13 protein-coding genes are annotated in these 12,014 nt (G+C 70.2%); 3 read left to right on the top strand and 10 right to left on the bottom strand.

The features are described from left to right. Positions 1–137: 137 nt before the first annotated feature. Both ACFVU2_RS18825 and ACFVU2_RS18820 read right to left on the bottom strand, forming a co-directional pair. Positions 138–830, bottom strand: a complete 693-nt coding sequence (locus ACFVU2_RS18825) for a CE1759 family FMN reductase (protein ID WP_387877579.1) — start codon at positions 828–830, stop codon at positions 138–140. A gap of 37 nt (positions 831–867) precedes the next feature. Beyond that, a complete protein-coding gene (locus ACFVU2_RS18820; RefSeq protein WP_387877576.1) occupies positions 868–2,055 on the bottom strand; it encodes an LLM class flavin-dependent oxidoreductase in 1,188 nt (395 codons plus the stop codon). Positions 2,056–2,250: 195 nt separating this feature from the next. Between ACFVU2_RS18820 and ACFVU2_RS18815 the strand changes: the two genes are divergently transcribed. Then, the gene (locus ACFVU2_RS18815; RefSeq protein ID WP_387877574.1) at positions 2,251–3,153 is read left to right on the top strand and encodes a DMT family transporter; all 903 of its coding nucleotides are present in this window, start codon (positions 2,251–2,253) and stop codon (positions 3,151–3,153) included. Positions 3,154–3,210: 57 nt separating this feature from the next. On the opposite strand, the gene purL is transcribed toward ACFVU2_RS18815, so the two are convergent. The 3 genes from purL to ACFVU2_RS18800 are packed head-to-tail and all read right to left on the bottom strand — an operon-like array spanning position 3,211 to position 6,972. Next, positions 3,211–5,529 carry a phosphoribosylformylglycinamidine synthase subunit PurL gene (gene purL / locus ACFVU2_RS18810; protein WP_387877571.1) on the bottom strand — a complete coding sequence of 773 codons (2,319 nt, stop codon included), beginning with the start codon at positions 5,527–5,529 and terminating at the stop codon, positions 3,211–3,213. Between the two features lie 55 nt (positions 5,530–5,584). Next, positions 5,585–6,376, bottom strand: coding sequence for a hypothetical protein (locus ACFVU2_RS18805; protein ID WP_387877569.1), 792 nt, complete (start codon positions 6,374–6,376; stop codon positions 5,585–5,587). Continuing rightward, on the bottom strand, positions 6,373–6,972 hold the full coding sequence (locus ACFVU2_RS18800) for an RNA polymerase sigma factor (RefSeq protein ID WP_387877566.1): 600 nt from the start codon (positions 6,970–6,972) through the stop codon (positions 6,373–6,375). The genes ACFVU2_RS18805 and ACFVU2_RS18800 overlap by 4 nt, the downstream gene beginning before the upstream one ends. 81 nt (positions 6,973–7,053) lie before the next feature. Here ACFVU2_RS18800 and ACFVU2_RS18795 point away from each other — a divergent pair, with 81 nt between their 5' ends. Beyond that, positions 7,054–7,422 (top strand): TfoX/Sxy family protein, encoded by a 369-nt coding sequence (locus ACFVU2_RS18795; RefSeq protein WP_387877564.1) that lies wholly within the window; start codon positions 7,054–7,056, stop codon positions 7,420–7,422. A 31-nt stretch (positions 7,423–7,453) separates the two neighbouring features. Here the strand turns inward: ACFVU2_RS18795 and ACFVU2_RS18790 are convergent, their stop codons facing one another. The 3 genes from ACFVU2_RS18790 to ilvD all read right to left on the bottom strand — a co-directional run bounded on the left by ACFVU2_RS18790 (position 7,454) and on the right by ilvD (position 10,071). After that, positions 7,454–7,636 (bottom strand): YegP family protein, encoded by a 183-nt coding sequence (locus ACFVU2_RS18790; protein ID WP_387877561.1) that lies wholly within the window; start codon positions 7,634–7,636, stop codon positions 7,454–7,456. Positions 7,637–7,712: 76 nt separating this feature from the next. Further along, positions 7,713–8,171: a DUF3817 domain-containing protein gene (locus ACFVU2_RS18785; protein WP_387877558.1), complete on the bottom strand. Its 459-nt coding sequence runs from the start codon at positions 8,169–8,171 to the stop codon at positions 7,713–7,715. 34 nt (positions 8,172–8,205) lie between these two features. Further along, positions 8,206–10,071 carry a dihydroxy-acid dehydratase gene (gene ilvD / locus ACFVU2_RS18780; RefSeq protein WP_387877556.1) on the bottom strand — a complete coding sequence of 622 codons (1,866 nt, stop codon included), beginning with the start codon at positions 10,069–10,071 and terminating at the stop codon, positions 8,206–8,208. A 77-nt stretch (positions 10,072–10,148) separates the two neighbouring features. Here ilvD and ACFVU2_RS18775 point away from each other — a divergent pair, with 77 nt between their 5' ends. Further along, positions 10,149–10,943, top strand: a complete 795-nt coding sequence (locus tag ACFVU2_RS18775) for a helix-turn-helix transcriptional regulator (RefSeq protein ID WP_387877554.1) — start codon at positions 10,149–10,151, stop codon at positions 10,941–10,943. Positions 10,944–11,028: 85 nt separating this feature from the next. Here ACFVU2_RS18775 and purQ read toward each other — a convergent pair whose 3' ends face one another. Both purQ and purS read right to left on the bottom strand, forming a co-directional pair. After that, positions 11,029–11,727 (bottom strand): phosphoribosylformylglycinamidine synthase subunit PurQ, encoded by a 699-nt coding sequence (gene purQ, locus ACFVU2_RS18770; RefSeq protein WP_387877551.1) that lies wholly within the window; start codon positions 11,725–11,727, stop codon positions 11,029–11,031. Further along, a complete protein-coding gene (gene purS, locus ACFVU2_RS18765; RefSeq protein WP_025158223.1) occupies positions 11,727–11,987 on the bottom strand; it encodes a phosphoribosylformylglycinamidine synthase subunit PurS in 261 nt (86 codons plus the stop codon). Before purS ends, purQ begins: the two co-directional genes overlap by 1 nt. Positions 11,988–12,014 lie beyond the last annotated feature (27 nt).

The raw sequence follows: 12,014 nt of genomic DNA, 5'->3' as shown, positions 1-12,014 counted from the left end.
TGCTACTCTTTTCTACCCCACACAGACATAAACACTTGGGTGGTCGTCGGCCGCGACTTTTGTTTATACGCCCCGGGGGCCCGGGCCACACAGCCGGGGGCCCGGTTGGGGCCGGGGCCCCGCTTCTGCACAGGAGGCTACGAGCGGGGCGCTCCGAGTGAGCCGCCCGCGGCCAGCCTCATCAGATCGGAGCTCAGGTCGATCCCGAGCTCGTCGCCGCCCGCCGAGCCGAACTCGTGCTGGTAGTGGTCCCACGAGGAGTCCGTGATCTTGGCCTCCACCTCGCTCTCCATGAGCACGACCAGCTCGCGCGCGGCCCGGTCGATGCGCTTGCCGAGCGACTTGTCCTGCCAGTCCTCCGTCGAGGCGAACACCGATGTCGGGGTGGTCATCGTGCGCAGGAAGGCGAACATCGAGCGCATCTGCTCGTCGACCACGAGCGCGTGCCGGGCGGTGCCCGCCGTCGCGCCGAGCACGACCGGCTTGGCGATCAGGAGGTCGTTGTCGATCACCTGGAAGAACGAGCTGAACAGTCCGCTCGGGCCGGCCTTGTAGACGGGCGCCGTCGCGATGATGCCGTCCGCCGCCTTCAGCGCCTCGATCGCCTTCGTGAACTTCGGCCCGAGGTGACCGGAGGCGAGCGCGCCGGAGAGCTCCGGCAGCAGCTCGCGCAGGTCGAGGTGCATCGTCTCGACCGTGCGGCCGTCGCGCTGGGCGGCCGCCTCCACCCGCAGTGCCAGCCGGTCGGCCAGCATTTTGGTGGACGACGGGTCGCTGACGCCGGCGTTCACCACCACCACGCGGAACGGCCGCTGTTCGGTGTTCGTCATCGTGTCCTTCTCTCGATCTCGATCTCAGGCCGGTCGCTCAGAGCGACGGGAACGTGGCCTGGAACTTCTCCTCGGTGTCCTGGTAGGGGGACGCGCCGGTCACGTTGTCCCCGCGGTTCGCGTTGGGACGCGGCTGCCGGGCCTCCCCGTCGCCGTACTTGGCGGCGACGAGCGAGGCGTGCGTCGGGGCGTCGGGCGTCTGCGGGTCCTTGCGGGCCTCGGTCTCCTTGCGGAGCACGGGGACGACCTCCTCGCCGAGCAGGTCGAGCTGCTTGAGCACGGTGCTCAGCGGCAGGCCCGCGTGGTCCATCAAGAACAGCTGGCGCTGGTAGTCGCCGGCCCACTCGCGGAAGGTCAGCGTCTTGTCGATGACCTCCTGCGGGCTGCCCACGGTGAGCGGGGTCGCCTCGGTGAACTCCTCCATCGTCGGGCCGTTGCCGTACACCGGCGCCTCGTTGAAGTAGGGGCGGAACTCGTTCTTGGCGTCCTGCGAGTTCTTGGCGATGTAGGCCTGGCCGCCGAGGCCGACGATCGCCTCCTTCGCGGTGCCGTGGCCGTAGTGCTCGAAGCGCTCGCGGTAGAAGGCGATCAGTCGCTGGTAGTGCTCCTTGGGCCAGAAGATGTTGTTCGCGAAGAACCCGTCGCCGTAGAAGGCGGCCTGCTCGGCGATCTCCGGGGTGCGGATGCTGCCGTGCCACACGAAGGGCGGCACGTCGTCCAGAGGGCGCGGCGTCGACGTGAAGCCCTGCAGCGGGGTGCGGAAGCGCCCTTCCCAGTCCACGACGTCCTCACGCCAGAGGCGGTTCAGGAGGTTGTAGTTCTCGAGCGCGAGCGGCAGGCTCTGGCGGATGTCCTTGCCGAACCACGGGTACACCGGGCCGGTGTTGCCGCGGCCGAGCATCAGGTCCATCCGGCCCTTGGAGAGGTGCTGGAGCATCGCGTACTCCTCGGCGATGCGCACGGGGTCGTTCGTGGTGATCAGGGTCGTGGACGTGGTGACCGTGAGGGTCTTCGTGAGGGCTGCGATGTGCGAGAGCAGCGTCGTCGGCGAGGAGGAGAAGAACGGCGGGTTGTGGTGCTCGCCGATGGCGAAGACGTCGAGCCCGACCTCCTCCGCGTGCTTCGCGATCGTGACGATGCCGTCGATGCGCTCGGCCTCGCTGGGCGTGTGGCCCGAGACCGGGTCGCGGGTGATGTCGCTGACGGAGAAGATTCCGTACTGCATGGCTGGCTCCTTGTGGTTTTCGTCTCGCCGTTTCTATGCAAACGCATATAACGCAGAGTGCGTCGGAGTATTCCCGGGCTCCAGTCTGGCCTCCGGAAGGGAGATCCGGCCAGCGATCGCAAAGGTCCGGACAGAGTGCTGCGCCGGGTCCGATTCCCGCCAGCCGGCGTCGGTGGCAGCCACTAGCCTCGCAGAGTGAAGGTCGCACTGCAGTTCGTCGCCATGGGGCTCATCTGGGGAGCCAGCTTCCTGTTCATGAAGATCGCCCTCGACGGGGTGTCCTTCGGCCAGGTCGCGTGGGCGCGTCTCGTGTTCGGTGCCGTCACGCTCGGCGTCATCGTCCTGATCATGCGCAGCAGGCTGCCGCGCGAGCCGATCGTGTGGCTGCACTTCACCGTCGTCGCGATCTCCTACTGCGTGGTGCCGTTCCTGCTGTTCGCGTGGGCGGAGCAGTACGTGTCGTCGAGTCTGGCCAGCATCTACAACGCGGTCACCCCGATCACCACGGCGATCCTGGTGACGGTCGCCTTCCGCGTCGAGAAGCTCAACCGCGACCAGGTGCTCGGCGTGCTGATCGGCGTCGTCGGCGTGATCGTCGTCGTCGGCCCGTGGAGCATCGCCGCCCTGAGCGGCAGCGTCTGGGGCCAGCTCGCCTGCCTCGGCGCCGTGACCTGCTACGGCTTCAGCTTCGGCTACATCCGCAAGTTCATCAGCCACCGCGCCATCCCGGCGACCACCACGGCCTTCCTCAACATCGGGATCGCCGCCGTCATCATGATCGTGCTGACCCCGGTCGTCGCCCTGGGTCCGATCACCTTCAGCTGGCCGGTGCTGCTCAGCCTGCTCGCGCTCGGGATGCTCGGGACGGGCGTGGTCTACATCTGGAACATGAACGTGCTGCGCGCGTGGGGGCCGACGGCCACCTCCGGGGTCACCTACGTGACGCCGGTCGTCGGTGTCGCGCTGGGCATCCTGGTGCTCGGTGAGCACCTCAGCTGGAACGAGCCCGTGGGCGCGCTCATCGTGATCGTGGGCATCCTGCTCACCCAGCAGCGTGTGCGCGTCCTGACCCGCAGACCCGTCATCGCATCGAGTTGACGCGAAACGCCGTGCCCGGCGATGCGGACACGGCGTTTCGTGACGGATGGTTAGCGGTCAGCCGACGACCGGGCCGAAGCGCTCCGGGAGGGTGGAGCGGTGCGTCGCGCGCAGCTCCTCCAGGCCGACGGTGAACTGGTCCTGCACCTCGAGCACCGGCTGCGCGCCGAGCTCGGCGTCGGTGACGCCGATGCGCAGGAGGGGGACGCCGCGGCCCTCGCAGAGCCCGCGGAACTTCACGTCGTCCTCGCGCGGCACCGAGACGATGACGCGGGCGGTGGACTCGCTGAACAGGGCGGTCGCCGCGTCCACGCCGTCGCGCTCGACGATCTCGCCCAGCCAGACGCGCGCACCGACGCCGAAGCGCATCACGCTCTCGGCGAGGGCCTGAGCGAGGCCGCCGTCGGCGAGGTCGTGCGCGGAGGAGACCAGTCCCTCCACCGACGCCGCGTGCAGGGTCTCCGCGAGCGTGCGCTCGGCGGCCAGGTCGACCGCGGGCGGCCGACCGCCGAGGTGACCGTGGATGGTGCCGGCCCAGGCGGAGCCGTCGAGCTCCTCGCGGGTGACGCCGAGCAGGTAGATGTTCTCGCCCTCGTCCTGCCAGCCGGCGGGGATGCGGCGCGCGACGTCGTCGATCACGCCGAGCACGCCGACGACCGGGGTCGGGAAGATGGGCACGTCGCCGGTCTGGTTGTAGAAGGAGACGTTGCCGCCGGTGACCGGGATCTCGAGCTCGAGGCAGGCGTCCGACAGGCCCTCGACGGCCTGCGAGAACTGCCACATGACCTCGGGGTTCTCCGGGCTGCCGAAGTTGAGGCAGTCGGTGACCGCGGCGGGCACCGCGCCAGACGCGGCGACGTTGCGGTAGGCCTCGGCGAGGGCGAGCTTCGCGCCCTCCCTCGGGTCGAGCTGGCAGTAGCGGCCGTTCGCGTCGGTCGCGATCGCGAAGCCGAGCCCGCTCTCCTCGTCGACGCGGACCATGCCGGCGTCGTCGGGGAAGGCGAGGGCCGTGTTGCCGCCGACGAAGTAGTCGTACTGGTCGGTGATCCAGCCCTTGTCGGCCAGGTTCGCGGAGCCGAGGAGCGCCAGCACCTGCTCGCGCAGCGCGTCGCCGTCCTGCGGGCGGGCGAGACGCGAGGCCGAGTCGGCCTGCAGGGCGTCGATCCAGGTCGGGTAGGCGACCGGGCGCTCGTACACCGGGCCGTCGACCGCGACCGTTCGCGGGTCGACGTTGACGATCTCCTCGCCCTTCCAGTCGATGACGAGGCGGCCGGTCTCGGTGACCTCGCCCAGCACGCTGGTCTCGACGTCCCACTTGGCGGTGACGGCGAGGAAGGCGTCGAGCAGCTCGGGCTTGACGACCGCCATCATGCGCTCCTGGCTCTCCGACATGAGGATCTCCTCGGCGGTGAGCGACGGGTCGCGCAGCAGCACCTTGTCGAGCTCGACGTACATGCCGCCGTCGCCGTTGGAGGCGAGCTCGCTGGTTGCGCACGAGATCCCGGCAGCGCCCAGGTCCTGGATGCCCTCGACGAGCTTGTCGCGGAACAGCTCCAGGCAGCACTCGATGAGCACCTTCTCGGCGAACGGGTCGCCGACCTGAACGGCAGGACGCTTGGTCGGGCCGCCCGCGGAGAACGTGTCGGAGGCGAGGATGCTCGCGCCCCCGATGCCGTCGCCGCCGGTGCGGGCGCCGAACAGCACGACCTTGTTGCCGGCGCCGGAGGCGTTGGCGAGGTGGAGGTCCTCGTGACGCAGCACGCCGACCGACAGGGCGTTGACCAGCGGGTTGCCCTGGTAGATCGGGTCGAAGTAGGTCTCGCCGCCGATGTTCGGCAGGCCGAGGCAGTTGCCGTAGAACGAGATGCCCGAGACGACGCCGTGGACGACGCGGGCGGTGTCGGGGTCGTCGATGGCGCCGAAGCGCAGCTGGTCCATCACGGCGACCGGGCGCGCGCCCATCGAGATGATGTCGCGCACGATGCCGCCGACGCCGGTCGCGGCGCCCTGGAACGGCTCGATGTAGGAGGGGTGGTTGTGCGACTCCACCTTGAAGGTGACCGCCCAGCCCTCGCCGACGTCGACGACGCCCGCGTTCTCGCCCATGCCGACCATGAGGTTCTTCTTCATGGCGGGGGAGACCTTCTGGCCGAACTGGCGCAGGTAGATCTTCGACGACTTGTAGGAGCAGTGCTCCGACCACATCACCGAGTACATCGCCAGCTCGCCGCTGGTGGGGCGGCGGCCGAGGATCTCGCGGATCTGCGCGTACTCGTCCTCCTTGAGTCCGAGCGCCGCGAACGGCTGCTCCTTCTCGGGAGTCTCGATCGCGTTCGCGACGGTGTCGACGACGTGCTGGGCGGTGGTGTCGGTCACGCGGGCACTCCAGGCTGCAGGCGGAAGCGGGGGATGCAGGCCAGTCTACCGGGGGTTACGCGGGGCAGTACTCCGACGGGATCGTCTGGGAGGGACCGACCAGGATGCGGTCGACCACGCCGTGCAGCACCTCGAAGGTGATCCAGGTGGCACCGGCACCGCTGAGCCCGTAGAAACGTGGGTGCGTTCCGTCGATGTTCGAGTAGGTGCCCGTGACGGCCAGGTCGTCATAGGCCGCGGTCAGCTCCTCCAGGGTCGACCCGACTCCGATGCCTTCGGCCGTGTGCGGACGCGTGGACGCGCTGGCGCCGACGCGTCCGCCGCTCACGATGATCGTCACGAGGTCGTCGTCGGAGGCCGCCCTGCCGAACAAGACTAGCGAGGACGTCCCAGCGCGGTCGCCGAAGTTGCGTTGGCCGGGGGCACACAGCGGATCGGTGGCATCGTCGAAGGTGGGAAGGGCGGCTGCCGCGTCCGTCAGCGACATCCCGAGCTTCGCCGGCCCCACCCCGTCGAAACCGATGGTCCAGGTCGACGGGTCGGCCGCGTCGATCGTCGGGGTCGGTGTGTGCGTCGAAGTGGCGGTCGGCGGTGCCGTCGGTGTGGGTGTCTCGGCAGGCGTGGGGATCGGCGTCGGCGTCGGGCTCGCCACCGGCGCTGTTTCGAGCAGCCCGGTTCCGAGGGCATACGCCACGCCTCCGCCCGAGATGCCGACGGCGAGGAGTACCAGCGTCACCACGAACGCGGTGCGTTTGCGACCTAGAACGCGGCCATGGGTCGCCGCGTTCTGCACGATCAGCTCGCGGATGGCGGCCTTGCGGCGCGGGTCGAAGGTGGGCTCGGTCATCGCTCTCCTCCGTTCTTCCGGTCGTCGATATCGGTGACGCCGTCCTCGCCGAGCAGCTCGGCGAGGCGCGCCTTGGCGCGGGACAATCGGGATTTCACGGTGCCAGCGGCGACGCCGAGAGCCTCGGCGGCATCCGTCGTGCTCAGCTCCTCGAACACGCAGAGCGTGATGATGTCCTGGTCGCGCTTCGGGAGGCGGGCGAGCGCGGCACGCACGGCGGTGCGGCGCGCGTCCGTGTCGAGCCGGTCATCCACCGCCCCGGAGTGGTCGGGGGTGTTCTCGGGTGGTGGGAGGGTGCCGAGCGCCACCCGGTAGCGCCGTGACGAGCGCAGATGGTTGCGGTGCACATTGTTCGCGGTCACGAGGAGCCAGCCGATGACCGACCCGTTGACGACGCGCATCGCGTCACGGCGCCGCCAGGCCTCCATGAAGACGACGGCGGTGACGTCTTCGGCGTCGTGCACCGACGACGTCAGCCGCAGGGCCTGCCGGAACACGCGGTCGTGGTGCAGATCGAAGAGCGCGCCGAACGCGTCGGCGTCTCCGTCATGGATGCGATCGAGCACAGCGGGCTCGTCGAGCAGGAATCCCCTCACATCTCTATAGTGTCCGAACCCCCGAGGGTGGTTCCCGAACGGACGCCTGCCGCATTACCCTGGCGCTCGAGGAGGCCCGCTATGCATGTGCCACGGCCGTCGCAGGAGACGCAGGAGCTGTTCCGCTCCGTGGTTCCCGACGCGCCTGGGGTCGTCGTCAAGCCGATGTTCGCGAACGTCGCGGCGTTCGTGAACGGCCACATGTTCGCCGGGACGTTCGGTGACGTGCTCGGGGTGCGGCTGCCGGACGAGGCGGCGCGCGACGAACTCCTCGCCATCGAGGGCGCGGGACCGTACGGGCCGGCCGACCGGCCGCTGGGGGGCTACGTCGCGTTCCCGGACGCGTGGCGGGACGATCCCGATCGGCTGCACGAGTGGATCGGGCGCGCGCTCGAACTCGTCGCGGCCATGCCGCCGAAGCCGCCGAAACCCCGGAACCGCACGGACTAGCGGGCGCCACGCGCCCGCGCGACGCCCTCCGTCAGGTGTCGAGCTCCACGACCTCCGCGGTCGGGGCGTTCTTCTGCACCGACGCGATGCCGTTCTGCGCGCCGGACTTGCTGGCGTAGCCCTCCGAGGTCGCGATGACCTCGCCGTTGGCGGCCTTCAGCCGGAAGCGGTACTCGCCCGCCTTGTCCTTGTAGAGCTCGAACTTGCCTGCCATGGTGCCCTCCGTCGTCGATGATCGGTGCGAACACGCGACACGCTAGCGGGTGCGGGCGGGCACGGGGAGTCCCGGCTCAGGAGAGCTTCGGCGGTCCGATCGCCAGCAGGGCCGCCATGATCACGACGGCGAGGATGGCCAGCGAGGTCGCGAGGACGGCGACGTGGGTCAGCATCCAGCGGAACAGCCTCCCGAACCAGGTGTGGTCGCGCGGGTCCTCCGTCGGCGCCGTGCGCCAGCCGCCGTCGAGCCGTCCGGTCCGGTCGGCCCAGAGGTCGAACGGGATGGTCGTGTAGGGGACGACGGCCGTCGCGACCGCGAGCACGATGAGCGGGATCCGCCAGCGCTGGTTGACCCCCACGAGTGCGGCGGCGATCGCATAGGTGATGAACACGAAGCCGTGGATCGGCCCGGCCACGACCACCGGCCAGTCGCCCACCCCGACCACGTACTTCAGCAGCATCCCGACGATGAGGAGCGTCCAGGTGACGGCTTCGGCGACGGCGAGGATCCGGTAGAGCAGGCGGGGAGTCATGCCTCCAGCCTGACGGATCCCCGCCGTCGGCGAATCACCCGAAAGTACGAACGCGCGCTTCCAGCTGGTCGACGTCCCGCGCGGCGCCCTTGTCGGCCGAGAGCGCCATCGCGGCGTACGCGCGCAGCGCCGCTGACACCGGGCGGTCGCGATCGAGCGGACGGTAGCCGCGCCCGGCCTCCAGCGCCTCGCGGCGGGCGTCGAGCACGGCGTCCGGCACGTCCAGGCGCAGCGCGCGGGTGCGCACGTCGATGCTGATCGTGTCGCCGTCCTCGACGAGCGCGATCAGGCCGCCGGCCGCCGCCTCGGGCGAGACGTGCCCGATGGAGAGGCCGGAGGTGCCGCCCGAGAAGCGTCCGTCGGTGATGAGCGCGCACTTGGCGCCGAGACCACGGCCCTTCAGGAAGGAGGTGGGGTACAGCATCTCCTGCATCCCGGGGCCTCCGCGCGGGCCCTCGTAGCGGATCACGACGACGTCGCCCTCGTTGACCCGCTTGCCGAGGATCGCCTCGACCGCGGCCTCCTGCGAGTCCACCACGACGGCGGGCCCGGAGAAGGTGAGGATGCTCTCGTCGACGCCCGCGGTCTTCACCACGGCGCCGTCGGGGGCGAGGTTGCCGCGGAGGATGGCGAGGCCGCCGTCCTTCGAGTACGCGTGGGCGACATCCCGGATCACGCCGGTCGTCGCGTCGAGGTCGAGCTCGTGCCAGCGTTCGGACTGCGAGAAGGCGGACGACGAGCGCACGCCGCCGGGGGCCGCGTGGAACAGCTCGATCGCCTCGGGCGTCGCCGAGCCGCCGCGGATGTCCCAGTCGGCCAGCCAGGTCTCGAGCGTCGCGGCGTGCACGCTGTGGACGCCGCGGTCGAGCAGGCCGGCGCGGTCGAGCTCGCCCAGCAGGGCGGGGACGCCGCCCGCGCGGTGCACGTCCTCCACGAGCGCGGCGCCGTTGGGGGCGACCTTCGACAGGCACGGCACGCGGCGCGACAGGGCGTCGATGTCGGTCAGGTCGTAGTCGATGCCGCCTTCGCGGGCGGCCGCGAGCAGGTGGAGGATCGTGTTGGTCGACCCGCCCATCGCGATGTCGAGCGCCATGGCGTTGCCGAAGGCGGCGCTGGTCGCGATCGAACGGGGGAGGACCGACTCGTCGTCCTGGTCGTAGTAGCGGTGCGCGAGCTCGACGGCGGTCGCGCCGGCCTTCTCGTAGAGCGCGCGGCGCGCGGTGTGGGTCGCGAGGGTCGAGCCGTTGCCCGGCAGGGCGAGGCCGAGCGCCTCGGTCAGGAAGTTCATCGAGTTGGCGGTGAACATCCCGGAGCACGAACCGCAGGTCGGGCAGGCGTTCTCCTCGATGCGGAACAGGTCGGTGTCGCTCACGCTGTCGTTCGCGGAGTCGGCGATCGCCGAGATGAGGTCGAGCTTGCGCACGGTGCCGTCGACGAGCGTGGTGCGGCCGCCCTCCATCGGGCCGCCGGAGACGAACACGACCGGAATGTTGAGGCGCAGGGCCGCGAGCAGCATGCCCGGCGTGATCTTGTCGCAGTTCGAGACGCAGACGATCGCGTCGGCGCAGTGCGCGTTGACCATGTACTCGACCGAGTCGGCGATCAGCTCGCGCGACGGCAGCGAGTACAGCATCCCGCCGTGGCCCATCGCGATGCCGTCGTCGACGGCGATCGTGTTGAACTCGCGGGCGATGCCGCCGGCGTCGTGGATGGCCTGCGAGACGATGCGGCCGACCGGCTGCAGGTGCGTGTGGCCGGGGACGAACTCGGTGAAGCTGTTCGCGACCGCGATGATCGGCTTGCCGAAGTCTTCGCGGGCGACGCCGGCGGCGCGCAGCAGTGCGCGGGCGCCGGCCATGTTGCGACCGTGCGTGACGGTCCGTGAACGGAGTGGAGGCATGCTCCCATCCTTCGGCCGCCGGCTCAGCAACGGAAGTCAGCGTTGATACTAGTAGTGAGAGCACTAGTATCGACGTCGTGCCAGACATCGAGGACCGCCGCCGGGAGCTCGGGCGGTTCCTGCGCTCCCGGCGCGAGCAGGCCCCGCGGGCCGACTACGGCCTCCCGCCAGTCGGGCGCACGCGCGACGTGGGCTTGCGCCGCGAGGAGGTCGCCTACCTCTCCGGCGTCAGCGTCACCTGGTACACGTGGCTGGAGCAGGGGCGCCCCATCAACCCGTCGCGGTCCGTGCTCGACGCAGTCGCACGCACGCTGCGCCTCCCGCTGCCGGAGCAGGAGTTCGTCCTCTCCCTGGCCGGCTTCGGTCTGGCGCCGACGGTCGCCGCCCGGGCGGTGGAGGATGCACCTCCCCACCTGCAGCGGCTGCTCGACGCGATCGACCCCAACCCGGCGTTCGCGCTCGCGCCGGACTGGGGGATCGCGGGATGGAATGAGGCGTACACGCGGCTCTACCCGCGCGTCGGGGACGTGCCTCCCGAAGACCGCAACCTGCTCTGGCTTGTCTACACCGACGACGCCGTGCGCGAACTGCTGACCGATTGGGACGTGACGAGCGCGCGCTTCCTCGCCGAGTTCCGGGCCGAGACGGGTGCGCGGGCAGGCGACCCGGGCGTGCGGACGCTCGTGGAGCGGTTGCGCGCGGCGAGCCCGGAGTTCCGCGCGGCCTGGGAGCACTACGACATCAGCGGGTTCGCCTCCCGGGAACGGCTCTTCCGCCTCCCGGGCGGCGTCACCGCGCGCTTCGAGCACCACCAGCTGACGCCGACCGACCACCCCGAGCTCCGGCTGGTCGTGTATACGCCGCTCGCGTAATCACCCCCGAGCGCGCGCGTCGAGAGGGCGAAAGGTCCGCCGCCTCGGTGCGAGACGGCGGAGTGTTCGCCGCCTCGCGCGCCTGCTAGGCCTCCACGAGCGCCGAGCGGATGACGGACGTGAAGAAGGTGAGGCCGTCGACGCCGGAACGCATCGCGTCGCGGGTGTCGGGTCCGAAGCCGGGCTCCACCGCGTGCTCGGGGTGCGGCATGAGGCCGACCACGTTGCCGCGCTCGTTGCGGACGCCGGCGATGTCGTTGAGCGACCCGTTGGGGTTGACGCCCTGGTAGCGGAACGTCACCAGGCCCTCGCCCTCGAGGCGCTTCAGCTCCTCGGCCGAGGCGATGAAGCCGCCCTCGCCGTTCTTGAGCGGGATGACGATCTCCTGGCCCTGCTCGAAGCCGCTCGTCCACGGGGTGTCCGTGCTCTCGACGGTCAGCGACTGGTCGCGCCGGATGAAGTTGCCGTGGTCGTTGCGGATCAGGCCGCCGGAGACGAGGTGCGCCTCGGCGAGCATCTGGAAGCCGTTGCAGATTCCGAGGACGGGCATGCCCTTGGCGGCCGCGTCCACGACCTCGGTCATGATCGGCGAGAGGCTGGCGATGGCGCCGCAGCGCAGGTAGTCGCCATAGCTGAAGCCACCGGGGAGGACGAGCGCGTCGACGCCCTGGAGGTCGTGCTCGCCGTGCCAGAGGGCGACCGGCTCCGCCTCGGCGAGACGCACGGCGCGCAGTGCGTCGCGGTCGTCGAGCGATCCGGGGAAGGTGATGACGCCGATGCGCATCAGGCGTCGGCCTCGTCCGGGTAGTGGATGCCCACGACGTCCTCGATCACGGAGTTCGAGAGGATCTCGTCGGCGATCTCACGGACCGCTGCGCGCGTGGCGTCGTCGATCGGGCCGTCGACGGTCAGCTCGAAGCGCTTGCCCACGCGCACGCCGCTGAACTGTCCCTTGCCGATGCGCGAGAGGGCGCCGGCCACGGCCTTGCCCTGAGGGTCGAGCAGTTCCGCCTTGGGCATGACTTCCACAACGATCGTCGACAAAGGTGCGCTCCTGCTCGCTCGCGGTCG

The sequence above is a fragment of the Leifsonia sp. NPDC058194 genome, assembly GCF_042883605.1.
Classification (GTDB): Bacteria; Actinomycetota; Actinomycetes; order Actinomycetales; family Microbacteriaceae; genus Leifsonia.
This window is presented reverse-complemented; position numbering and strand designations above follow the sequence as displayed.